Annotated in this window: 14 protein-coding genes and 2 riboswitches; of the genes, 12 read left to right on the plus strand and 2 right to left on the minus strand. The window is 69.7% G+C overall.

Going from position 1 to position 22,568, the window contains the following annotated elements:
• Positions 1-240: 240 nt before the first annotated feature.
• From J1C47_RS19430 to J1C47_RS19480, 11 genes are all read left to right on the plus strand, one after another.
• Positions 241-1,494 (plus strand): sarcosine oxidase subunit beta family protein, encoded by a 1,254-nt coding sequence (locus J1C47_RS19430; protein ID WP_207352453.1) that lies wholly within the window; start codon positions 241-243, stop codon positions 1,492-1,494.
• A gap of 326 nt (positions 1,495-1,820) precedes the next feature.
• A complete protein-coding gene (locus J1C47_RS19435; RefSeq protein ID WP_207352454.1) occupies positions 1,821-2,123 on the plus strand; it encodes a sarcosine oxidase subunit delta in 303 nt (100 codons plus the stop codon).
• 11 nt (positions 2,124-2,134) lie between these two features.
• Positions 2,135-5,119 (plus strand): sarcosine oxidase subunit alpha family protein, encoded by a 2,985-nt coding sequence (locus tag J1C47_RS19440; protein ID WP_207352455.1) that lies wholly within the window; start codon positions 2,135-2,137, stop codon positions 5,117-5,119.
• Positions 5,112-5,690, plus strand: a complete 579-nt coding sequence (locus J1C47_RS19445; RefSeq protein WP_207352456.1) for a sarcosine oxidase subunit gamma — start codon at positions 5,112-5,114, stop codon at positions 5,688-5,690. The genes J1C47_RS19440 and J1C47_RS19445 overlap by 8 nt, the downstream gene beginning before the upstream one ends.
• Before the next feature lie 95 nt (positions 5,691-5,785).
• The gene (locus J1C47_RS19450; protein ID WP_425354582.1) at positions 5,786-7,045 is read left to right on the plus strand and encodes an aromatic ring-hydroxylating oxygenase subunit alpha; all 1,260 of its coding nucleotides are present in this window, start codon (positions 5,786-5,788) and stop codon (positions 7,043-7,045) included.
• A 13-nt stretch (positions 7,046-7,058) separates the two neighbouring features.
• Positions 7,059-8,174 carry an FAD-binding oxidoreductase gene (locus J1C47_RS19455; protein WP_245396681.1) on the plus strand — a complete coding sequence of 372 codons (1,116 nt, stop codon included), beginning with the start codon at positions 7,059-7,061 and terminating at the stop codon, positions 8,172-8,174.
• A 272-nt stretch (positions 8,175-8,446) separates the two neighbouring features.
• Positions 8,447-8,830 carry a GIY-YIG nuclease family protein gene (locus J1C47_RS19460; protein WP_207352458.1) on the plus strand — a complete coding sequence of 128 codons (384 nt, stop codon included), beginning with the start codon at positions 8,447-8,449 and terminating at the stop codon, positions 8,828-8,830.
• A 247-nt stretch (positions 8,831-9,077) separates the two neighbouring features.
• Positions 9,078-11,132 (plus strand): NADH:flavin oxidoreductase, encoded by a 2,055-nt coding sequence (locus J1C47_RS19465; RefSeq protein ID WP_207352459.1) that lies wholly within the window; start codon positions 9,078-9,080, stop codon positions 11,130-11,132.
• Positions 11,133-11,385: 253 nt separating this feature from the next.
• A complete protein-coding gene (locus J1C47_RS19470) occupies positions 11,386-13,317 on the plus strand; it encodes a DUF3483 domain-containing protein (RefSeq protein WP_207352460.1) in 1,932 nt (643 codons plus the stop codon).
• Positions 13,314-14,600, plus strand: coding sequence for an electron transfer flavoprotein subunit alpha/FixB family protein (locus J1C47_RS19475; protein WP_207352461.1), 1,287 nt, complete (start codon positions 13,314-13,316; stop codon positions 14,598-14,600). Before J1C47_RS19470 ends, J1C47_RS19475 begins: the two co-directional genes overlap by 4 nt.
• Positions 14,597-15,367, plus strand: a complete 771-nt coding sequence (locus J1C47_RS19480; protein WP_207352462.1) for an adenine nucleotide alpha hydrolase family protein — start codon at positions 14,597-14,599, stop codon at positions 15,365-15,367. The genes J1C47_RS19475 and J1C47_RS19480 overlap by 4 nt, the downstream gene beginning before the upstream one ends.
• 367 nt (positions 15,368-15,734) lie before the next feature.
• Here J1C47_RS19480 and J1C47_RS19485 read toward each other — a convergent pair whose 3' ends face one another.
• Positions 15,735-17,027: a D-amino acid dehydrogenase gene (locus J1C47_RS19485; RefSeq protein ID WP_207352463.1), complete on the minus strand. Its 1,293-nt coding sequence runs from the start codon at positions 17,025-17,027 to the stop codon at positions 15,735-15,737.
• Between the two features lie 42 nt (positions 17,028-17,069).
• Positions 17,070-17,169: riboswitch (glycine riboswitch) on the minus strand.
• 5 nt (positions 17,170-17,174) lie between these two features.
• A riboswitch (glycine riboswitch) is annotated at positions 17,175-17,263 on the minus strand.
• Positions 17,264-17,532: 269 nt separating this feature from the next.
• Between J1C47_RS19485 and J1C47_RS24150 the strand changes: the two genes are divergently transcribed.
• Positions 17,533-20,052: a methyl-accepting chemotaxis protein gene (locus tag J1C47_RS24150; RefSeq protein WP_207352464.1), complete on the plus strand. Its 2,520-nt coding sequence runs from the start codon at positions 17,533-17,535 to the stop codon at positions 20,050-20,052.
• 321 nt (positions 20,053-20,373) lie between these two features.
• Here J1C47_RS24150 and J1C47_RS19495 read toward each other — a convergent pair whose 3' ends face one another.
• Entirely contained in the window at positions 20,374-22,053 is a 1,680-nt protein-coding gene (locus J1C47_RS19495; protein WP_207352465.1) for a sulfotransferase family 2 domain-containing protein, read from the minus strand.
• Between the last annotated feature and the right edge of the window lie 515 nt (positions 22,054-22,568).

Raw genomic sequence — 22,568 nt, forward strand, 5'->3', positions numbered from 1 at the left:
CGGAAGCGACGGCCGAAGCCGCCGATTTGCGCCCTTTTCCCTGCGCAGACGGCCCGTCGGCGATTTCCGAAAATGCATAAAGCACTGTATAATTTGATGATTTACCGCAACCTGCCTCGTTTCGGCGCAGCGCGGAAAATTGTTCACCGATGTCGCTTTTGAAACGTTCCAGTTCGCTTTTGCGTTAGTCAAAAATGCCTTACTCTGCGCATTGTCCGCCATGGTCAGCGGGGGCAAGAGATGCGCCGGTTTTCACTCCAGACCCTTCTGAAGGAAGCGGCTTCCGGCCATCAGGGCTGGCAGCGCCAGTGGCGCGCGCCCGAGCCGAAGAAGGAGTACGACGTCGTCATCGTCGGCGGCGGCGGCCATGGCCTCGCGACGGCCTACTATCTCGCGACCGTGCACGGCGTCACCAACGTCGCGGTCATCGAAAAGGGCTGGATCGGCGGCGGCAACACCGGCCGCAACACGACGATCGTCCGCTCGAACTATCTCTTCGACGAATCCGCCGGGCTCTACGAGCATGCGATGAAGCTCTGGGAGGGCCTCTCCCAGGAGCTGAACTACAACGTCATGTTCTCCCAGCGCGGCGTCCTGATGCTCGCGCACAACCATCACGACGTCATCTCCTTCAAGCGCCACGTCTATGCCAACCGGCTGAACGGCATCGACAACGAGTGGCTGACGCCGGAAGAGTGCAAGGCCTTCTGCCCGCCGCTGTCGATCTCGCCGGATCTTCGCTACCCGGTGCTCGGCGGCGCGCTGCAGCGGCGCGGCGGCACCGCCCGCCACGACGCGGTCGCCTGGGGCTATGCGCGCGGCGCAGATTCCCGCGGCGTCGACATCATCCAGAACTGCGAGGTGCTCGGCCTGAAGCGCCATCCCGACGGCTCGGTCGCCGGAGTCGAGACCAGCCGCGGCACGATCGGGGCGAAGCGCGTCGGCGTCGTCGCGGCGGGACATACCGGCGTCGTCATGGGCCGCTTCGGCCTCAGGATGCCGGTCGAGAGCGTGCCGTTGCAGGCGCTCGTGTCGGAGCCGGTGAAGCCGGTCTTTCCCTGCGTCGTCATGTCGAACGCCGTCCATGCCTACATCTCGCAGTCGGACAAGGGCGAGCTCGTCATCGGCGCCGGCACCGACCAGTACGTCTCCTATTCGCAGCAGGGCGGCATCCAGATCATCAACCACACGCTCGACGCGATCTGCGAGCTCTTCCCGCAGTTCGGCCGGATGCGCATGCTGCGCTCCTGGGGCGGCATCGTCGACGTGACGCCCGACCGCTCGCCGATCATCGGCAAGACGCCGATCAAGGGCCTCTACGTCAATTGCGGCTGGGGCACCGGCGGCTTCAAGGCGACGCCGGGCTCCGGCCACGTCTTCGCCCATACGCTGGCGACCGGCGAGCCGCACAAGATCAATGCGCCCTTCAGCCTCGACCGGTTCCGCACCGGCCGGCTGATCGACGAGGCCGCCGCCGCGGCCGTGGCGCATTGAGGGAGTGGGATGATGACTGCGCGCGCGGTTACCCTCCTCTGCCCTGCCGGGCTTTCGACGCCGCGTCCCGGCATCGTACCCCCCTCTGTCCTACCGGACATCTCCCCCACAAGGGGGGAGATCGACCTCGCTCTGATACCGCGACCATCCGTCATCGCCAAGTTTGGCACAAACGTCGGCGTTGAGGCGCCATGCGCCAAAGCCTCCGTTCTCCCCCCTTGTGGGGGAGATGCCGGCAGGCAGAGGGGGGTGCCTCGGCTCAACCTTCTCCGAGTGAACCGAAACCACCCCCACCCGACCGCACTCCCCATCGCGAGGGCACCGTCATGCTCCTGATCGACTGCCCCTATTGCGGCAAGCGCCCCGAGGTGGAGTTCCATTGCGGCGGCGAGGCCCACATCGCCCGGCCCGAGACGCCGGCGGCGGTGGAAGACGCCGACTGGGGCTCGTTCCTCTACTACCGCACGAACCCCAAAGGCCTCCACGCCGAGCGCTGGCTGCACGGCCATGGCTGCGGGCGCTGGTTCAACGCGCTGCGCGACACGGTCAGCGACGCCTTCGTCGCGACCTACGAAATGGGCAGGCCGCGGCCAGACCGCGACGCCGCCTCGCAACCCTCGAACGCCTGACCGGGGCCCCCATGAGCCAGCCCTTTCGCCTCTCTTCCGGCGGCCGGATCGACCGCACCCGCCCGCTCTCGGTCAGCTTCGACGGCAGGAAGCTCGAAGGCTTCGCCGGCGACACGATCGCCTCGATGCTGATCGCCTCCGGCGAGCATCTCGCCGGCCGCTCGTTCAAATATCACCGGCCGCGCGGCATCCTCTCGCACGGCTCCGACGAGCCGAGCGCCCTCCTCTCGGTCGACTGGCGCGCCGATCGCGGCCCCGGCTACCGCGACCCGAACAACCGGGCGAGCGTCGTCGAGGCCCGCGACGGGCTGGTGGTGAAGAGCCAGAACCGCTGGCCGTCGCTCGAAACCGACATCGGCGCGGTCAACGATCTCCTGTCGCCGGTCTTCGTCGCCGGCTTCTACTACAAGACCTTCATGTGGCCGCGGAAGTTCTGGGACCGCGTCTACGAGCCGGTGATCCGCCGCGCCGCCGGCCTCGGCGAGGCACCGGAGACACGTGATCCGGACCGCTATTCCAACCGCCATGCCCACTGCGACGTGCTCGTCGTCGGCGCCGGCCCGGCTGGCCTCGCGGCCGCGCTCGCAGCCTCGGCCGACGGGGAGAAGCGCGTCATCCTCGCCGACGAGGGCGCAGAGCCGGGTGGCGCGCTGCTCAACGACGTGACGTCGACGATCGACGGCAGGCCGGCGATGGAATGGGTGGCCGAGACCATCGCCACGCTCGATGCGCGGGAGAACGTCGTCCTCCTGCCGCGCACCACCGCTTTTGGATACTACAACCACAACCACGTCTGCCTGGTGGAGCGGGTCTCCGACCATATCGCCGACGCTCCGGAAGGGATCGCCCGCGAGCGGCTCTGGCAGGTGCGGGCCGGCGACGTGGTTCTCGCCACCGGCAGCCACGAGCGGCCGCTGGTCTTCGAGAACAACGACCGGCCGGGCATCATGCTGGCCGAGAGCGTCAGGGCCTACATCAATCGCTGGGCCGTCCTGCCGGGCCGGGAACTCGTCGTCGCCACCGCCTCGGCTTCCGCCTATCGCACCGCCCTCGACGCCAAGGCGGCGGGCATGCGCGTCGCGATCGTCGACCTCCGGCTCGACGCCGATTGCGGCCCGGAACTCGCCGCCGCGCGCGAGGCCGGCATCGTCGTGCGCACCGGCCACACCGTCATCCGCGCCCTCGGCAGGAAGCGGGTCGACGGTCTGGTGGTGGCGCGGATCGGGACCGACGGCTCCGTCGGCGAAAAGGCGACGCTCGCTTGCGACTGCGTCGCCATGTCCGGCGGCTGGACGCCCTCGGTCCACCTCTTCTCCCAGTCGCGCGGCAAGCTCGTCTTCGACGTCGAACGCGACGCCTTCCTGCCCGGCACCGCGGCGCAGGCGACGCGTTCGGCCGGCGCCTGCCGCGGCGTCTACGATCTTGCCGCCGTCATCGCCGACGGCGCGCAAGCAGGCGGCGGATCGGCGGCGCCGCAGGCCTCGGCCACCTTCACCGGCTTCCAGCCGGTGCGGGTGCTGCCGACCGACGCCGATCCTTCCCGCGTCAAGGCCTTCGTCGACTTCCAGAACGACGTCACCGCCAAGGACATCAAGCTGGCGGTACGCGAGGGCTTCGAATCGATCGAGCACGTCAAGCGCTACACCACGACAGGCATGGCGACCGACCAGGGCAAGACGTCGAACATGAACGCGCTCGGCCTCGTCGCCGGCATTCTCGACCGGCCGCTGCCGGCCGTCGGCACCACGACCTTCCGCCCGCCCTATACGCCGGTCTCGTTCGGCGCCCTCATCGGCCCGGCGCGGGACGAGCTGTTCGATCCCGTCCGCAAGACGCCGATCGACGGCTGGGCGGAGAAGCACGGCGCGGTGTTCGAGCCGGTCGCCCTGTGGCGCCGCGCGAAATACTTTCCCCGCGCCGGCGAGGACATGGCAGCCGCCGTCGCCCGCGAGACGAAGGCAGTGCGGACGAATGTCGGCATCTTCGACGCCTCGACCCTCGGCAAGATCGAGGTCGTCGGGCCGGACGCGGCCGAATTCATGAACCGCATCTACACCAATGCCTGGCTGAAGCTGAAGGTCGGCGGCTGCCGCTACGGGCTGATGCTGCGCGAGGACGGCTTCGTCTATGACGACGGCGTCGTCGCCCGCCTCGCCGAGGACCGCTTCCACGTGACGACGACGACCGGCGGCGCGCCGCGGGTGCTCCGCCACATGGAGGATTATCTCCAGACCGAGTGGCCGGATCTCGACGTCTTCCTGACCTCGATCACCGAGCAATGGGCGGTCATCGCCCTGCAGGGGCCGAAGGCGCGCCAGGTCCTCGAGCCCTTCGTCAGCGACATCGACCTTTCCGAGGCCGCCTTCCCGCACATGACGGTGAAGACCGGCTATGTCTGCGGCGTTCCCTGCCGGCTGTTCCGCGTCTCCTTCACCGGCGAGCTCGGCTTCGAGGTGAACGTTCCCGCCGATTACGGCGAGGCGGTCTGGAAGACGCTGTTCGAGGCCGGCGGCCGGCACGGCATCACGCCCTACGGCACCGAGGCGATGCACGTGCTTCGGGCCGAGGTCGGCTACGTCGTCGTCGGCCAGGAGACCGACGGCACGGTGACGGCCGACGATCTCGGCCTTTCCGGTCTCGTCTCGAAGGCCAAGGCCGACTTCGTCGGCAAGCGCTCGCTCGCCCGGCCGGACATGGTGGCGGCCGGCCGCCGCCAGCTCGTCGGCCTCTTGACGAAGGACCCGAGCGAGGTGCTCGACGAAGGCGCACAGGTGGTCGACGATCCGGGCCAGCCGATCCCGATGAAGATGGTCGGCCACGTCACCTCCAGCTACCGTTCGGAAAATTGCGGCCGGTCGATCGCCATGGCGCTGATCGAGGCCGGGCGGGAAAGGCTCGGCGAAACGGTCTTCGTCACGACGCCGGGCGGCTTCACCGAGGCGGTGATCTCGAAGGCCGTCTTCTACGAGGTGAAGGGAGAGACCGCCGATGCTTGAGGTCAACGTCGCAAGGCGGGCGCCGGCGCTGTCGCCCGTCGTTTCGCAGGCGAGTGTCGCCATCGCCCAGTCGGCGCCGCAGGGCCGCCTCGCCTTCCGCATCAGGCCGGCGGCGCTTGCCGGACGCAGCGACATCGACGGCTTCGACCTGACCGGCCCGATCAATTCGCGGATCTCGGCGGGCGAAGGCGACGGCGCCGGCCGGCGCACCGCGCTGCGTCTCGGCCCGGACGAGTGGCTGCTGCTCGTCGGAGCCGACGAGGTGGACGAACGCTCGGAGGCCATCGGAGCCGCGCTTTCCGGCGCCGCCTTCTCGCTGGTCGACGTCTCGCATCGCGACGTGACCTTCGAGGTCACGGGCGAAGGCGCCGACGTCGTGATCAATGCCGGCTGCCCGATCGACCTGTCGGCGAAGGCGTTCCCCGTCGGCTCGGCGACGCGCACTCTCCTCGGCAAGGCCGAGATCGTGCTGCAGCGGCTCGGGCCGGACAGCTTCACCGTGACCAGCTGGCGCTCCTTCGCGCCCTACGTCCGCGGCTTCCTGATCGAGGCCGCGCGACACCCGCACTGACGGATGCCGGCCGCCTGCGGCCGGTGCGAGACATTCCGATCAACAGGGGCGCGGCCGGCGCCCGGTAACCGGCTCCGATAGGGTGCAGCATGATGATGAACGACCTCGTCGCCCGCCTGACCCACCGCAGGAAGGGCTATACGCTCGAAGCCCCCTTCTACACGGATCCGGAGATCTTCGACGCCGACATGGAGGTGATCTTCGGCCGGCACTGGCTGTTCGTCGGCGTCGAGCCGGACGTGCCGGAGCCGGGCGACGTCATGGTCGTCGACATCGGCAAGAACTCCGTCGCCATCGTCAGGGACGACGACGGCGAAATCCGCGCCTTCCACAATGTCTGCCGGCATCGCGGCGCGCGCCTCGTCCACGAGGAGAAGTCCACCGTCGGCAACCTCGTCTGCCGCTACCACTCCTGGGTCTACGACACGACGGGCAAGCTGATCCATGCCGAGCACATGGGCGAGACCTTCGACAAGTCGTGCCATGGGCTGAAGCCGGTGCACGTCCGCTCGCTCGAGGGGCTGCTCTTCATCTGCCTCGCCGACAACCCGCCGCAGGACTTCGACGAGCTCGAGCGGGTGATGGCTCCCTACCTTAAGCCCCACAATCTGCGCGAGACCAAGGTCGCCTACCAGCACGACCTGATCGAGCCGGGCAACTGGAAGCTGACGATGGAGAACAACCGCGAGTGCTATCACTGCGGCGCGAACCATCCCGAGCTCACCGTGCCGCTGTTCGCCTACGGCTTCGGCTTCGCGCCGGAAGAGCTCGACGACAGCGAGCGCGAGCATGCCGCGCAATATGCCTGCATGCTGAACGACAACCACCGCGACTGGGAGGCCGCCGGCCTGCCCTCGCGCGAGGTCGACCGGCTCGACGACATGGTGACCGGGTTCCGCACCGAGCGCCTGCCGCTCGCCGGCGCCGGCGAGAGCCACACCATCGACACCAAGCGCGCCTGCAACAAGCTGATGGGCAACCTCTCCAACGCCAAGGCGGGCGGTCTGCACTTCTGGACACAGCCGAATTCCTGGCACCATTTCATGGGCGACCACGCGGTGGTGTTCTCCGTCCTGCCGCTCGACGCCGAGCGCTCGCTGCTGAGGACCAAATGGCTGGTCCACAAGGACGCGGTCGAGGGCGTCGACTACGACCTGCAGAATCTCATCGGCGTCTGGATGGCGACCAACCAGCAGGATTCCGACCTCGTCGGCTACTGCCAGGACGGCGCGCGGATGACGGGCTACGCGCAGGGCCCCTATTCGCCGCATACCGAGATGCTCGTCGAGAAGTTCATCAACTGGTATGTCGGCCGGATGCTGTCGCATCTCGCCGAGACCCGCGCCGTCGCCTGAAGGGTGCCAAGCGATGGATGCTCCGGTTCCCAAGAACGTCACCGTCGGCCCCGTGCCCACCGGCTATTACCGCTGGGAGCCGGAGGAGGACGACGTCCTGATCTGCCGTGCCGTCCGTGAGGAGACGCACGACGTCAAGACCTTCGTCTTCGCCCCGCGGCACAAGCGCCAGTTCGAATTCGTCTCCGGCCAGTTCCTGACCTTCGAGTTCGAGATCGCCGGCGAGACGATCCATCGCTGCTACACGATCTCGTCGCCGCCGACCCGGCCCGACACGGTGTCGATCACCGTCAAGCGCGTGCCGGGCGGGCCGGTGTCGAACTTCCTGCACGCCGAGTTCCAGCCGGGCATGATGCTGAAGGCGACGGTGCCGATGGGCGTCTTCTCCTGGTCGGGCATGCAGGCGACGAAGTATCTCTTCATCTCCGGCGGCTCGGGCATCACGCCGATGATGTCGATGACCCGGGCCTCCTTCGACCTCGCGCTGATCTCCGACATCGCCTTCGTCCACGCCGCGCGCTCGCCCGCCGACATCATCTTCCGCGACGAGCTCGACTATATGAGCCGGCGCAACCGCTCGATCCGCCCGACCTTCATCGTCGAGGACGACGCGCCGCGCGAGAGCTGGGGCGGCTATCGCGGTCGTCTCGACGGAAACAAGCTGGCGATGATCTGCCCGGATTTCCGCGAGCGGACCGTCTTCGTCTGCGGCCCCGCGCCGTTCATGAAGGCGGTGAAGACGACGCTGAAGGAAGCCGGCTTCGACATGGGCCGCTACTTCCAGGAAAGCTTCAACTTCGACGACTTCACCGAAGAGGCGCAGGAGAAGATCACCGAGGCGGCCGAGGAGATCGATTCCGGCGTCAGGATCTTCCAGCTCGAATTCACCAAGACCGGCAGGACGATCGAATGCCCGGAGGGCATGACGGTGCTGGAAGCGGCGCGGCGCGCCGGCATGCGCCTGCCCTCCTCCTGCTCGAAGGGGCTTTGCGGCACCTGCAAGTCGAAGCTGACCGCCGGCTCCGTCGAAATGAAGCACGGCGGCGGCATCCGCCAGCGCGAGATCGACGCCGGCATGGCGCTCCTGTGCTGCTCGAAGCCGAAGACGGACCTGGTGATCGAGCGGTGAGTGGATGGGCGCTCATGGCCGGCTTGGCTGACGCAGGACGCGGGCGTCGTCGCTCTACGATCCCCTGGATTCTCGGGACGGGGCCCGAGAATGACGGCCGGGGGGGAAGGATCGGCGCCTCTTCCTGCAGCGCCGAGACTGCCACAGACGTCTCAGGACAGGCGACACCACCCACGCTTCGTCATTCTCGGGCCCCGTCCCGAGAATCCAGGGCGGCCTCACCGACCGATGACCACAAGCGCCAGAACCGTCAGCCGGAGGCGTAGGCGACCATGGGAGGCTGGGTGTACATCATGGCGTCGGGTCGGAACGGCACGCTCTATGTCGGTGTCACCTCCGACCTGCACCGCCGCGTCCAAGAGCATCGCGAAGGCGACCTCGGCGGCTTCACGGCCCGGCACGGCTGCAAGACCCTCGTCTGGCACGAACGCCACGACGACATCGAGAGCGCCATCCAGCGCGAGACGTCGATCAAGCGCTACCGCCGCGCCTGGAAGCTCAGGCTGATCGAGAATCTGAACCCGCGATGGCTGGACTTGTTCGAACGGTTTTCGGACGAGGACAATCCCTACAGGCCGTCTTTCGTGCGGTCATTCGAGGAGCTGCCGTCGGCACCCGACGCTCCCCTGGATTCTCGGGACGGGGCCCGAGAATGACGACCGGGAGGGAACGTGCAGCGCCTTCTCCTGCGACGCCGAGGCTTCCGCCGACGGTGCAGGACGAGTGTCGCCGCCAACGCTTCGTCATTCTCGGGCCCCGTCCCGAGAATCCAGGGGCGGCCGGGCGCGATCGGTCCAACCGCGTCCCTTCGTGCACGAAGCCTGACCCGACCAGGCCGGCGCCGAGCGCCGAAGCAGCGCGCCGCCACACCGCCACCGCCATCACCCACGAGAGCCCCCGCCCATGATCGCCAATGCCGAAGCTCTCCTGAAGCCGCTGACCATCAAGGGCGTCACCTTCCGCAACCGGGTGATGTCGACGAGCCATGCCCCATCCTACGGTAAGGACGGCAAGCCGCAGCAGCGCTATCAGCTCTATCACGAGGAAAAGGCCAAGGGCGGCATCGGCCTGACGATGTTCGGCGGCTCGTCCTCGGTGTCGGTCGACAGCCCGGCGGCGCCGTGGAACCAGATTTCGGTCGCCGACGACAGCGTCGTGCCGTTCTTCCGGGAGTTCTCCGAGCGCATCCACAGACACGGCGCCAGGCTGATGGTCCAGCTGACCCATATGGGCCGGCGCACCAAGTGGGACACCGAGCACTGGCTGCCGGTGAAGTCGGCCTCCGTCACGCGCGAACCGGCGTCGCGGGCGATCGCGAAAGCGCTGGAGCAGGAGGAGATCGACCGCATCGTCGCCGACTTCTCCGCCGCGGCGAAGCGCTGCAGGGAGGGCGGGCTCGACGGCTGCGAGATCTCCGCCGCCCACGGCCATCTGGTCGACCAGTTCTGGTCGCCGAACTCCAACCACCGCACCGACAAATACGGCGGCAGCCTCGAAAACCGCATGCGCTTCGGCATCGAGGTCCTCACCGCCATGCGCGAGGCGGTGGGCGACGACTATCTGATCGGCATGCGCATGTCCGGCGACGAGATGCTGAAGGGCGGCCTTTCCCACGAGGACTGCGTCGCCATCGCGGTGGAATACACCTCGCGCGGCCTCGTCGACTTCCTCAACGTCGTCGGCGGCCAGGCGCGCGACCACATCGCCCACGCGATCTGCCTGCCCAACATGTCCTTTCCGGTGGCGCCGTTCCTGCCGCTGCCCTCGGCGATCAAGCGCGAGGTCGACGTGCCGATCTTCCACGCCCAGCGCGTGACGGATCTCGCCACCGGCGCCCGCGCCGTCGCGGAAGGCCATGTCGACATGATCGCCATGACGCGGGCTCACATCGCCGATCCGCATCTCGTCAAGAAACTGTCCGAAGGCCGCGCCGACGACATCCGGCAATGCGTCGGCGCCGGCTACTGCATCGACCGGATCTATGTCGGCGGCGACGCGCTCTGCATCCAGAACGCCGCGACCGGCCGCGAGGCGACCATGCCGCACGTCATCGCAAAGGCCTCTGCGGCAAAGACCGCGGTGGTCGTCGGCGGCGGCGTCGGCGGTCTCGAGGCGGCGCGGGTTCTCGCCGAGCGCGGCCACAAGGTGACGCTGTTCGAGAAGTCTGGCCGCCTCGGCGGCCAGGTCAACGTCGCGGCGAAGGCGACCTGGCGCGAGGCGCTGTCGGGAATTCCGCGCTGGCTGGCCGGCCAGGTCCAGAAGCTCGGCGTCGACGTCCGCCTGAACACCGAGGCGGGGGAGGCCGAGATCGCGGCGCTCTCGCCCGACATCGTCGTCGTCGCCACCGGCGGCCTGCCGCAGCGGGGCGAGGCGAAGGGCTTCGAACACGCCGTCACCACCTGGGACGTTCTGGAAGGACGCTCCGACCCGTCGGGCACGGTGCTTCTCTACGACGAGATCGGCGGCCACAACGCCGCCTCCACCGCCGAGGTGCTGGCGAAGAAGGGCTGCCTCGTCGAACTCGTCACCCACGACCGGATGATCGGCGAGGAGATCGGCCCGACCAACCAGCCGGTGCATCTGCGCGAGCTCTACAAGCTCGGCGTCCTGATGACGCCGAATTCCGAGCTGATCGAGATCTATCCGGAAGGCAACCGGCTGATCGCCGCGATCCGCAATACCATGACCGACGCCGAGGAGGAGCGGGTGGTCGACGCCGTGGTCGTCGACTACGGCACCGTGCCGGTGGACGACCTCCACTTCGCGCTGAAGGAGCGGTCGAAGAACAAGGGGCTGACCGACCTTCAGGCGATGATCGCCGGCCGGCCGCAGCCTTTCGAGGCGAACGGGGCGGGCGCGGCCGCGGGCTACACGCTCTACCGCATCGGCGACGCCGTCGCCGGCCGCAACATCCACGCCGCCATCTACGACGCCCTGCGCCTCTGCAAGGATCTGTGAGGATGGGCGGGGCTACGCGATCTGGATCACCTCCCTCTGCCCTGCCGGGCATCTCCCCCACAAGGGGGGAGATCAACATTGCGCCAGTGCCACCCCGACTCGCTAACGCTTCGACTCTGCATCGACGTCGAAGACCTGGCAGCGTTGGCGAAGCTGCTGATCTCCCCCCTTGTGGGGGAGATGGGCGGCAGCCCAGAGGGGGGTACCGCTCGCAGAACCTCTCCCGATCTCCTTCCGCAACCGGCGACCGGCGATGACCGCCGCGGCCTTCCTCCCCTGGCTCACCGTCGCGATGGTTCTCGTCGCCGCCGTGCAGATCGGCCGGCGCGTCATTTTGTGGCGAGGCGGCGGGCCGGCGGCGGTCGACTGGCGCGCCGGGCTGACGGCGCTGCCGCGCCGCTATCTCGTCGACGTCCACCACGTCGTCGATCGCGACAGATCCGCCTCGCGCATGCACGTTCCGACGGCGGGCGGGCTGGTTCTTGCATGCGGCCTCCTCGTCCTCGGTCTCGTTCCGGCGATCGCCGCTTCGCGCCTCTACTTCGCCCTCGTCGCCCTCGCCTTCCTGACGATGGCGGCCGGCGTCTTCCTCGAGGCACGGCGGCGCTATCCCCGCGCCCTGCCGCGGCTGTCGCTCGGCCGCTGGCAGCGGCTGCCGGTCTATCTCGGCGTCTTCGCCCTCGGCGGCTTCGCCACCGCCTTGCTCGCAGCCCTCGGCAATCCGCTGCCGGCGCTGTCGTTCCTCACCTTCTTTGCCGCCGCGGCCGCCGGCCTCGCCCTGGCGGGCACGGCCGCCACCGGACCGATGCGCCATGCGCTGGCCGGCGCGGCGCATCTCGTGGCGCATCCCCGCCCCGCCCGCTTCGAAGGCGGACGATCGACCGATCTCGCGCCGCTCGACCTCGACGCCGCGAAGCTCGGCGCCGAAACGCCCGCCGACTTTGGGTGGAACCGGCTTCTCGGCTTCGACGCCTGCGTCCAGTGCGGGCGCTGCGAGGCCGCCTGCCCGGCCTTTGCCGCCGGCCAGCCGCTCAGCCCCAAGCATCTCGTCGCCGATCTCGCGGCGGCGGCTGGCGGCGGGCATGCGCGGCCCTATGCCGGCATGCCCTATCCGAACCAGCGGCCGACCGGCGGCGCCGCCGGCCTGCATGCCGCCGTCATCTCGCCGGAAGGCCTCGTCCACCCCGATACGCTGTGGTCCTGCACCACCTGCCGGGCCTGCGTCGAGGAATGCCCGATGATGATCGAGCATGTCGACGCGATCGTCGATCTCCGCCGCTTCCAGACGCTGGAACTCGGCGCCGTGCCCTCGAAGGCCGAGGAGCCGCTCGAAAATCTCCGCGGCTGCGACGAGCCGAACGGGCGCAGGCTCTCAGAGCGGACGGACTTCGCCGCCGGTCTCTCCCTGCCCCGCATCGCCGAGACGGGAGAGGCGGACGTCGTTCTCTGGCTGGGCCAGGCGGCCTTCGACCTGCGCGGCCAGCGCACGCTGAAAGCCCTGATCCGGACGCTGCACGCCGCCGGCGTCGACTTCGCCGTGCTCGGCGAAGAGGAGCGCGACTGCGGCGATCTCGCCCGCCGGCTCGGCGACGAGGCGACCTTCCAGCGGCTCGCGGCGGCGAACATCGAGGCGCTGTCGCGCCACCGCTTCCGCCGCATCCTCACCGCCGACCCGCACGCGCTGCACGTCATCCGCAACGAATATCCGGCACTCGGCGGCAGCTACGACGTCGTCCATCATACCGCCTTCCTGGCGGAACTGGTCGCGGCCGGGCGCCTCGCCCCTGCGGCGCTCGCCGGCCGCGCCGTGACCTATCACGACCCCTGCTATCTCGGCCGCTACAACGGCGAGGTCGAAGCGCCCCGCGCGCTTCTCGACGCGCTCGGCCTCGAACGCCGCGAGATGGCGCGTTCGGGCAAGCGGTCGATGTGCTGCGGCGGCGGCGGCGGCGCCCCTTCCGCCGACATTCCCGGCGACACGCGTATCCCCGACATCCGCATGGACCAGGCAAAGACCACCGGCGCGCGGATCGTCGCCGTCGCCTGCCCGCAATGCACGGCGATGCTCGAAGGCGTCACCGGCGAGCGGCCGGAGGTCAGGGACGTCGCCGAGCTCGTCTGGGAAGCGCTGGAGGCCGGCGGCGCGGCGGCCACGGCCCGGGCAAAGGAGCTCGAACCCGCATGAGCCGGCCCCGCCGAGACCCGCGCGGCGAGCGCGCGACAAAGACGATCACGGCTGCCGGGCGGATCCGCCTCGACGTCGCCCTGCGCGCCGCCCGCGCCGCCGCCTCCGGCCGGCCGCGCCGCGATCCTTGGCGCGAATGGGCGGCGAGCCTCGTCGACGAGACCCATCGCAAGCGCTACGACCGCTCGCAGCGGCAGATGAGCCGCGAGGAAGCGGCACGTTTTTCGACGGTGCGCGACACCATCGAGGCGACCGCGATCAGCCCCGGCCAGCCGGCCCTGAGGGTGATCGAAAAGCCGGCCTTCCTGGTCTTCGCCGTCGTCGAGGCCGCGGGCGGCCGGTTGTCGCGCTTCGACCGCCAGGTGCTCGGCGCCGCGCGTCTTCTCGCCGACGCGGGCGACGGCGGCGGTGCGGTCGTCGCCGTCATCGCGGCCGGCGCCACGGCCGGCGACGCAGCCCGCGGCGACGATCACGAAACCGGCCTCGGCGCGGCGGGGGCGGACCGTGTCCTCGTGCTTGAAGGCGGTGCGAGCCCCTCCGGCCGCTCCGCTGCGATGCTTTCCGCCGTCGAGGGCCTCTCGCCCCGCCATGTCGTCTTCGCCGAGGACGGCGACGGCGCCGATCTCGCCCGCCGCCTTTCGGTCTGCCTCGGCGAGGCCCTGTTTCCCGCGGTCGAGCATCTGACCGCCCGCCAGGCGGTGCGGGCACTCCGCCATGCGAAGGCCGAGATCGGCCTCGCCCCTCCCCGGCTGATGACGATCGGCGAGGACCGGGCGAAACCCTACGAGGCGATCCCGTGCGAGGCGCGGCGGCTCGATCTCGGGCCGTTCGCCGGCGCAGGCGGCACCGCGGCGCGCGGCGACGACTCGGCGATACTGTCGGTCGAGATCATTCCCGGCGATCCGGCGCGCCTCTCCTTGTCGGAGACCGACTTCGTCGTCTCCGCCGGCAACGGCGTCAGCGATTTTACGGCCTTCCGCGCGCTGGCCGCAAAGTTGCGGGCGACGCCCGGCGCGAGCCGGGTCGTCTGCGACGCCGGCCTGATGCCCCGCGCCGCACAGGTCGGCGCGTCGGGAACGGTGCTTTCCGCCGACTGCTATCTGGCGCTGGGCATCTCCGGCGCGCCGCAGCATCTCCAGGGCATCGTCGGCTGCGAGCACGTGATCGCCGTCAACACCGACCTCCATGCCGCGATGATCGAGCGGGCCGGCCTCGCCATCGTGGCGGACGCGCAGCGCGTCATGCCGGCGCTGCTGAAACTCCTCGGGGAGGCCGGGGCATGAAGACGGTGGTGCTGCTTTCCGACGCGCGCCACGCGATTTCCGGCAGGGCGACGCTTTCCGGCCTCGAAGCCCGGGCGATCAGCCTTGCGGCGGCGCTCGATCCGGCGCCGCGCGGGCTGCATGCGGGCGGCGGCGCGGAAGGCGTCTCGGCCGGGCTCGGCCATGGGCTTCAGGGTCTCGACGTCCTCGATCTGCCGGAGGGCGCCGATCCGGTGCCGGCCCTCGCCGCCCATCTGCAAGCCGCACTCGGGAAAAACGATGCGCCCGGCATCGTGCTTGCCGGCCGCCGCGGCGAAGGCGGCCTCGAAACCGGGCTCGTGCCCTATCTCCTCGCCGATGCGCTCGGCCTGCCGATCCTCGCCGACGCCGTGGCGCTCCGCCAGGGCGAGGCGGCCGGGACGCTGGTCGTCGATCAGGCGATGCAAAAGGGCGCCCGGCGGCGCGTGACGATCCGCCTGCCGGCCGTCGTCACCGTCCACCCCCTCGCCCCGCCGCCGCGTCCCTTCGCCTATGCGAAGATGCGCCGCGGCGAGATCCGCTTCCTGCCGACGGCCGAGGCAATCGGCGATACGGCGGGCGGCGGCAACGGGAGCGGGAGCGGCGAAGAACGCCCGCATCGCGCCCGGCCGAAGCTGATGCGCACCGGCGGCACAGCCGCCGGCGCCCACAACCTTCACGTCGGCCCCGAACCGGAAGAGGCGGCGCGGCTGATCCTCGACTATCTCGAAGCCAACGGCATCCGGCGGTATGGCGACACGCGGGGCTGAGGACCGTAGGGGCGCTTTGCCTTGAATGCATCGGCCGGAAAGCCTTGAACCGCCGCGGCGGTGGTACCCCCCTCTGCCTGCCGGCATCTCCCCCGCAAGGGGGGAGATCGGATGACCGGTGCGGTCGTGCCCGTGCTCTCTCGTCGTGACAGGCGACAGGAAGGCGACAAGCGACAGGCATGTCGGTCCAATGTCCAGAGGGCGCCGCCACCGCAGCCGCCGATCTCCCCCCTTGAGGGGGAGATGCCCGGCAAGGCAGAGGGGGGTGCCTCGGCGCAACACCGACAGGACGGGCCCCTGAAGCGCGCCCCCGGCGCCATCCTCGCCGGACGGCCGCCCCCAAGCCCGACGCCTCAGCGCCCCGCGCTCACGCCCCGTGGGCGGCGAAGTCGCGGTTGGCGGCGGCGACGGCGCGGCCCTTGAGGCTGCGCCGCGACTGTGCCGCCGCGACCTCGCCGGCGATCATCTCCGCCGTGATCGCCGACAGCGTCCAGCCGAGATGGCCGTGGCCGGTGTTGTAGAAGACGCCGGGCCGGCGGCCGGCCCGCACCCGCGGCATCATGTCCGGCATCATCGGGCGAAGGCCCGCCCAGGGCACCACCGAGGCGGTCGAGGCGCCCGGGAAGCGGAGCCGGCACCACTCGACCAGCGGGCGGATGCGATCGGCACGGATGTCGCGGTTTTCGCCGGAAAACTCGGCCGTGCCGGCGATCCGCAGCCTGTCGGCGCCAAGCCGCGAGGTGACGATCTTGGCGTGGTCGTCGAGGATGCTGACATGCGGCGCCGCGGCTCGGCTCTCCTCGTCGCCGAGATTGACGGTGATCGAATAGCCCTTCACCGGATAGACGTTCACCCGGTCGCCGAGCTGGGCGGCGAAGCGGCGGCTCGCAACGCCGGCACAGACGACGACGGCGTCGAAATGCTCGCGCCGCGCCTCGCCGGCAACGCCCGGCCGCCAGGCGACCTCGACACCGTTCTCCCCGAGCGACCTCAGCCGCGACACGTCTGCCCCGAATGCGAGCCGCGCGCCGTGGCGGCGGCAGGCCTCGGCGAGATTGCGGGTGTATTTGTGAATGTCGCCGGTGAAGTCGGATTCGGTGAAGTAGCCGCCGACGAACCGGCCGTGGATGGCCGGCTCGATCGCCGCGATCTCCTGCGGCGAGACGGCGACGCGCTTCAGCCCGCCGCGCGCGAGCAGCCGGTTCACCCGCGCCGCGTGGTCGAGCTCCTTCTTCTCCTCGTAGACATGCAGAATGCCGCGCTTTTCGACGTCGAAGGAAAAGCCCTCGCGCTCGGCCATGCCGGTGAGGTGCTCGCGCGCCGCGATGGCGAGCTTCGTCGTCGCGACGGTGTTTTCCTCGTAGTTCCGCGCGGCGAGCACGAACTCGGCCATCCAGGACAGCTTGTGCCAGGAGGGCTTCGGATCGACGAGCAGCGGCGCGTCCTTCGTCAGCATCCACTTGATGCCCTTGAGGAAGGTCGACGGCTGGTTCCAGACTTCGGCGTTGGAAGCGGAGAGCTGCCCGCCATTGGCGAAGGAGGTCTCCATCGCGGCATAGGGCTGCCGGTCGAAGACGGTCACGGCGAAGCCGCGGGCGATGAGCTTGTAGGCGGTGGTGATGCCGGTGATGCCGGCGCCGATGACGGCGATGGAGGTCATGACGAGCCCTTCTTCCGCTTCAGCGGAAATCCGTGCTGCCCCTCCGTCATGAGCCTGAGAGCTTCACCCGGGCGCGGGGTCATTCCCGGCCGGGCTTTCTCCTTCGGCGGGCGACCCGTTGCCGAGGCCGCCGCTCTTCGGATTTTTCTGACGGATCGGTCCTTCTGCCTGAGAGTTTCCGGGGCGGTTGCTCCTTCGGCGCCGGCCTTGCGGCCGATCTCTCCCGTGTCCGTCGCTGGCGAGGACTCTATGCCGGATCACCTTGCCCGACAATGACGGCGAATCGTCGAATTTTCGCATGGCTGCCATGCACGATCGGCGGCGGTCGCGGCGGAGACGGCCCGACCACCCTGCCCCGGCCGTTTCGCAAGCGTCAGTCCAACTCGCGGCGCTAAAGCTCTCGGACGATCGTCGTGTCCGGCCAAAATTTTGCGGCCGGCGCGCCGTCGCCGAACCGCAGGGCCCGGAGGGGTCGAGCCCGGCGAGGCCAGAGAGAAGAGATTCGGTGCGCGTGGGCATCAGGGGCAGGATCATCGTCGCATTCTTGCCGGTCGCGATCATGGCGGCCGGCCTCGGCGTCGTCGCGGAACTGACGATGCGAGACGTCGCGCCCCGCGCCCTCCCCGGGCAGCCGGTCGCGCCGGCGCCGTCCGCGAGCCAGCCCGAAGCCCAATCCGCAGCCCAATCCGCAGCCGACGACGAGGGCCCGGCCCGTGCCCTCGCCGGCCGGGTAGAGGGTAACCTCGAGGCGGTGCGCCTCGCCGCGGTGGACTATGTCGAGGACGGCACGCGGGAGAGCTACGACCGGTTCCACGCCGCGGCGAGCGATCTCCTCGCGCTTTCGGGCGAAGAGCGCAGTCTTATCGACGCGGCGCCCGAAGACGCCGCCGCGTGGCGCGACGTCGAGACCGGCGTCGCCGCCTGGCGCTCGACTGTCGACATGCTGGCGGGGCTGAGATCCGGGGAGACCAAGGCGACGGCCGCCATCGCCGAGGCCGGGCCGCTCGCCGTCTCGGCGATGTCCGACGTCATCCGGCTCGCCTGGCGCGCCTTCGACATCGAGGCGCTGTACCAGGCGACCGCGACCTTCGAATCCCTCAATGCCAGCCTCGTTGCGGCCGAGCGTTTCCTGCGAACCGCCGATCGCGCCGCCTTCGACACCGCCCAGTCGAAACTCAGCGAGGCGACCGGCCGCCATGCGGCGATGACCAAGCTGATGACCGACCCGGCGCAGCTCGAGCGGGCCCGCGACTCGCTCGAAAAGATGAAGGACTACGGCGACAAGCTCTCCGCCACCCGCGATCTTGCGGCGAAGATGCGCGAGCTGCGCGCGGGCCTCCTTCTCAGCCTGCCGCGCAAGCTCGCCGGCAACGTCGCGCGCCTGCGTCCGGCCCTCGCCGAGGCCGCGCCGCGGCCGGCCGCCGCGATGCCGGAGGCCGCCGCGACGAAAGACGCCGACGCCGGAACGGAGGCCGACACGACCGAAGGCGAAGCCGCACCGGATGCGGCGGTCGTCGCCGACGCGCTTTCGATCACCAACGGCCGCGCCGCCCTTGCCGGCGGCCTGCTCCTCGCCGTCGCCGCTTTGGCGAGCGGTCTCTTCGCGGCGCTGCGGATCGGGACCCCGCTCACGCGGCTTGCAGCGGAGCTTTCGCGCCGCGACGGCGGCGAGGCGGAAGCGGCCGAAGTTTCGGGAGCGGAACGGCGCGACGAGATCGGCGCCATCGCCCGTGCCGTCCAGTCGATCGAGGCGCGCGGGCGCAGCGACAGCGCCGCCGCGGCAGCCGCCGGGCACCTGCGCGAAAGCGAGGGCCGGGAGAAGATCGAACGCGAGAGCGCCGCGTTCGCCACGGAACGGGCGAAGATCGAGGCCGAGCTCGACGTCATCGCGACGGGGCTCGACCGCCTCGCCGAGGGCGAGCTGGCGACGCGCGTCGCCGAGCGGCTCGAGGTCGCCAACCACGTCGGCAGACGCTTCGACCGCCTCGCCGTCAATCTCGAACAGACCTTCTCCTCGCTCCACATCGCCAACGCCTCGCTGTCGACGGGTCTTTCGGAGATCTTCGAGGCGACCGACGATCTCGCCCGGCGCACCGAACAGCAGGCGGCCAATCTGGAACAGACGGTCGCCGCGCTCGGCGACGTCTCCAGCGCCGTCGCCGAGACCGCCGAGGGGGCGCGGCAGGCGGAGCTCGCCGCCGCCACCGCCCGCGACACCGCCGGAGAAGGCGGCGCGATCGTCGGCAAGGCGATCGGCGCGATGTCGGCGATCGAGCAGTCGTCCCACAAGGTGGTCAAGATCATCGGCGTCATCGACGAGATCGCCTTCCAGACCAACCTCCTCGCGCTGAATGCCGGCGTCGAGGCGGCGCGGGCCGGCGAGGCGGGCCGCGGCTTCGCCGTGGTCGCGCAGGAGGTCCGGGGGCTCGCCCAGCGCTCGGCCGACGCGGCCAAGGAGATCAAGCAGCTGATCAACGCCTCCAACGGCCAGGTGAAGGAAGGCGTGGCGCTGGTCACGGCGTCGGGCCGGTCGCTGGACGAGATCGTCGAGAAGGTCGCCGAAGTCAGCCGGCTCGTCGCCGAGATCGCCCGGCGGGCGAACGACCAGGCCGCCAATCTGAAGGAAGTGTCGAGCGCCGCCGACCAGATGGACAAGAACACCCAGCAGAACGCCGCGATGGTCGAGGAGACGACGGCCGCGGCGCAGCAGCTGAAGACCGAGAACGAGACGCTGGCAATCCTCATCCGCAACTTCGTCGCCACCAGAACCGCAGCGTCGGGCCGGCCTGCGCGCGGGCCGGCCGGCCCAAGCCGGGCGGGCCAGAATGCCGCGCCGGCCGCGCGCGCCGCGGCGGCGGCACCGGCACGCGGCGGCCGGGACGCGCGTGACGAAGAGGACGACGGCATGACGCTCTGGGTGCCGGCGCCCCGCCCTGTCGCACGGACCACCGGCCCCGCCGCGTCCGGTGCCGCAGCCGCCCTGCCCCGCGCGACGCCGGACGTCGACGGCTGGGAGGAGTTCTAGTGGTCCGATTTCGACATTTGGTACCGTCCTGTGAAGACCGCGACGCAAATGTCAAAATCGAAAGACCACTAGCTAAGCATATGATCCTAGTAGATTTTTCGAATTTGACATTTGATACGACGCCTCACCGGATCGGGACTCAAATGTCAAATTCAATCCACTAGGGCCTCAGGCGTTCGGGGCCCCCCGCGCGGCAAGAGGGCGCGCGGATGTCGCGTCAGCCTCTGCGCAGGCGAGGCGTCGACGCGGCGGGTCGAGGTCCTTGCGGGCGGCCGGCGCCGCGCCCTTCGGGTGGCCGGCGCAGCTTCGGCAAGGCCGAAATCATTCCGTGGCCGGCCCCGCGACCGTCTCCTCGATGGCGACGTCGCCGCCCTCGTTCCCCGCCACCCGCTGCGTGACCGCCTCGTAGATCGCGAGGTCGACGGTGTTGTCCGCCAGGAGCCGGGCGGCGACGTCCTCGTCCATTTCCCCCATCACCTGCTGCAGCTTGTCGGCGACGCTGCGGTCCGAGGCATCGGTGACGTTGGCCCGGGTGGTGAAGGCGCTGAATTTCGGGAAATGCGGCTTGAGATAGTCCTCCATCCGCCGGCAGGAGGCGTCGAAATCCTCGACCAGCCCGACGAAGGGCAGGCTGTCCAGCGCCGTGAACGCCGCCGAGCGCAGATCCGTGCAGACCCGCGCGTGGAAGGACGCGATCCGGCGCGCCTGGAAATCGCGGAACGCGTAGTCGTTGGAGCGATCGAGCCTCGCCCTGACATAGTCGGAGAAGCTGTTTTCCTTGGCGAGCTTCGCCCCCAGCGTGTCGGCGACCTGCTTGCGCTCGAACGAATAGGCCGAGCGGATCCGCAGGATCGGGTGCCTGAGGAAGACGATCGGCAGCACCGTCACCGCCGCGTCATTGTGGCCGAGCCAGCAGTCGCCGGTATGGGTCGAGACCGCGTCGAGTCCGTTGAAGGTCCGCACGAAGGTGTTGGTCAGATCGGCGTTGGAAAAGCCGGCCCGGGCGGGAAATTCCGTCTCCTTCCAGCGTTTGCCGAAATTTGACCTGAGCAACACGTCGACCGACGAGCCGGCATTCTTGAAGATATGGCAGTGCAGCACGACCTTGCGCCCGCGCCGCTGGGCGACGTTGAACCCCGGGGTCGGCCGCGGCTCGGGCAAGAGATAGCTGTCGCCGCGATAGAGCTTCTGGGCGCGCCGCAACTGACCGAAGCGCTTGGCGAGCGCGACCGGCTCCGGCGGGAGCGTCGCGCCGTGCGCCGCCGGCAGCAGCCGGTCGCATTCGCGCAGGAAGTCCGGCATGAAGGCCGGCGGGATGGCGCCCGTCGGGGCGCGCGAATCGTCCTTGCGCACGTAGCGGCGCAGCTCCTCGCGCTGCTCCGGCGCGGCGACCGGCAGGCCGAGGGTTTCGAGCGTTGCGGCGGGATCTTCCCGGAAGGCGTCGTAGCCGACGACGCGCGCATCCGCCGGCGCGTGATGGAGCATTGCCTCCCAATAGTCGGCGACGAGATCCGCCGCGCCCTCGAATTCCATGCGGTTGCGGCGGGCGAGCGAGGCCATGATCGCGATCGACGGGCGATGGACCAGAAGCACTTTCGGCGCAAAGCCGTTGGCTTCGGCAGCCTTCAGCCAGACCGGCAGCGTCAGGGCGAGGCGCGGATCCTTGCAGACGACGTCTCCCTCCAACGCCTGGAACGTGTCGTGCCAGACCTTCTCGGCGGTCTCGGCGAAGGTTTCCGCGCACCATCTGCCGAAATCCGCCCGGGCGAAATTCGCCCAGTGCATCCAGAAGGGCACCTTGTTCCACGCTGCGCCGGCGAGGTTGAGCATCCGCTCGTTCATCCGCACCACCGGCAGCGGTTCGAAGAAACCGTCCGGATTGTCGGCGGCGGCGGGCATCAGGTCGGGACTGTGCTGAAGTCCCGCAAATCGCAGGGCACCTGCCAGAGCGGACGTGCCGGACCGATGCATCCCGACGACGATGATTGCATTTCGCGTCATTGCGGCCTTCTGAACCCGTGAATTCGTTGCGCGGTTTCTTACCATTGACGCACGCACGATCAAGTTGCCAGTCCGCCCCTCGGCGCCCCCTCTCCCGGCCCTTGAAGGAGCGGCCCGCCCGATCGCTCCGGGGCGCGACCGGCTCGGCCGGGGCGCGACCGCCGGAAGGAAGGCGCGAGCGCCGCGCCGCGGGGGTCGTCCTCGATTCGCCGCAACGCCTGTCCGCCGGCCGCGCCGAGAGACAAAGGGGACGGCCTCCCAAAGCGGGCCGATCGCCCGCGCCCTCCCTTCGCAGCGCCCGACGCCCCGTCCATCCCTGCGTACGCCTACGGCGGAGGCCGCCTTGCGGCGAGTAGGTTTCGGGCATGAGAACAGTGCGTATGGACAGGAATACGCACAGAGCTTTCGAGCGGCTTGAGATTGTCGAAACGGGTCGGCGTCGTCGCTGGAGCGACGAAGAGAAGCTGAAGATTGTCGTCGAGAGCATGGCGGCCCCGCGGCTGGTCTCGGCGACG

It is taken from the genome of Jiella sonneratiae, from assembly GCF_017353515.1.
Lineage (GTDB): Bacteria > Pseudomonadota > Alphaproteobacteria > Rhizobiales > Rhizobiaceae > Jiella > Jiella sonneratiae.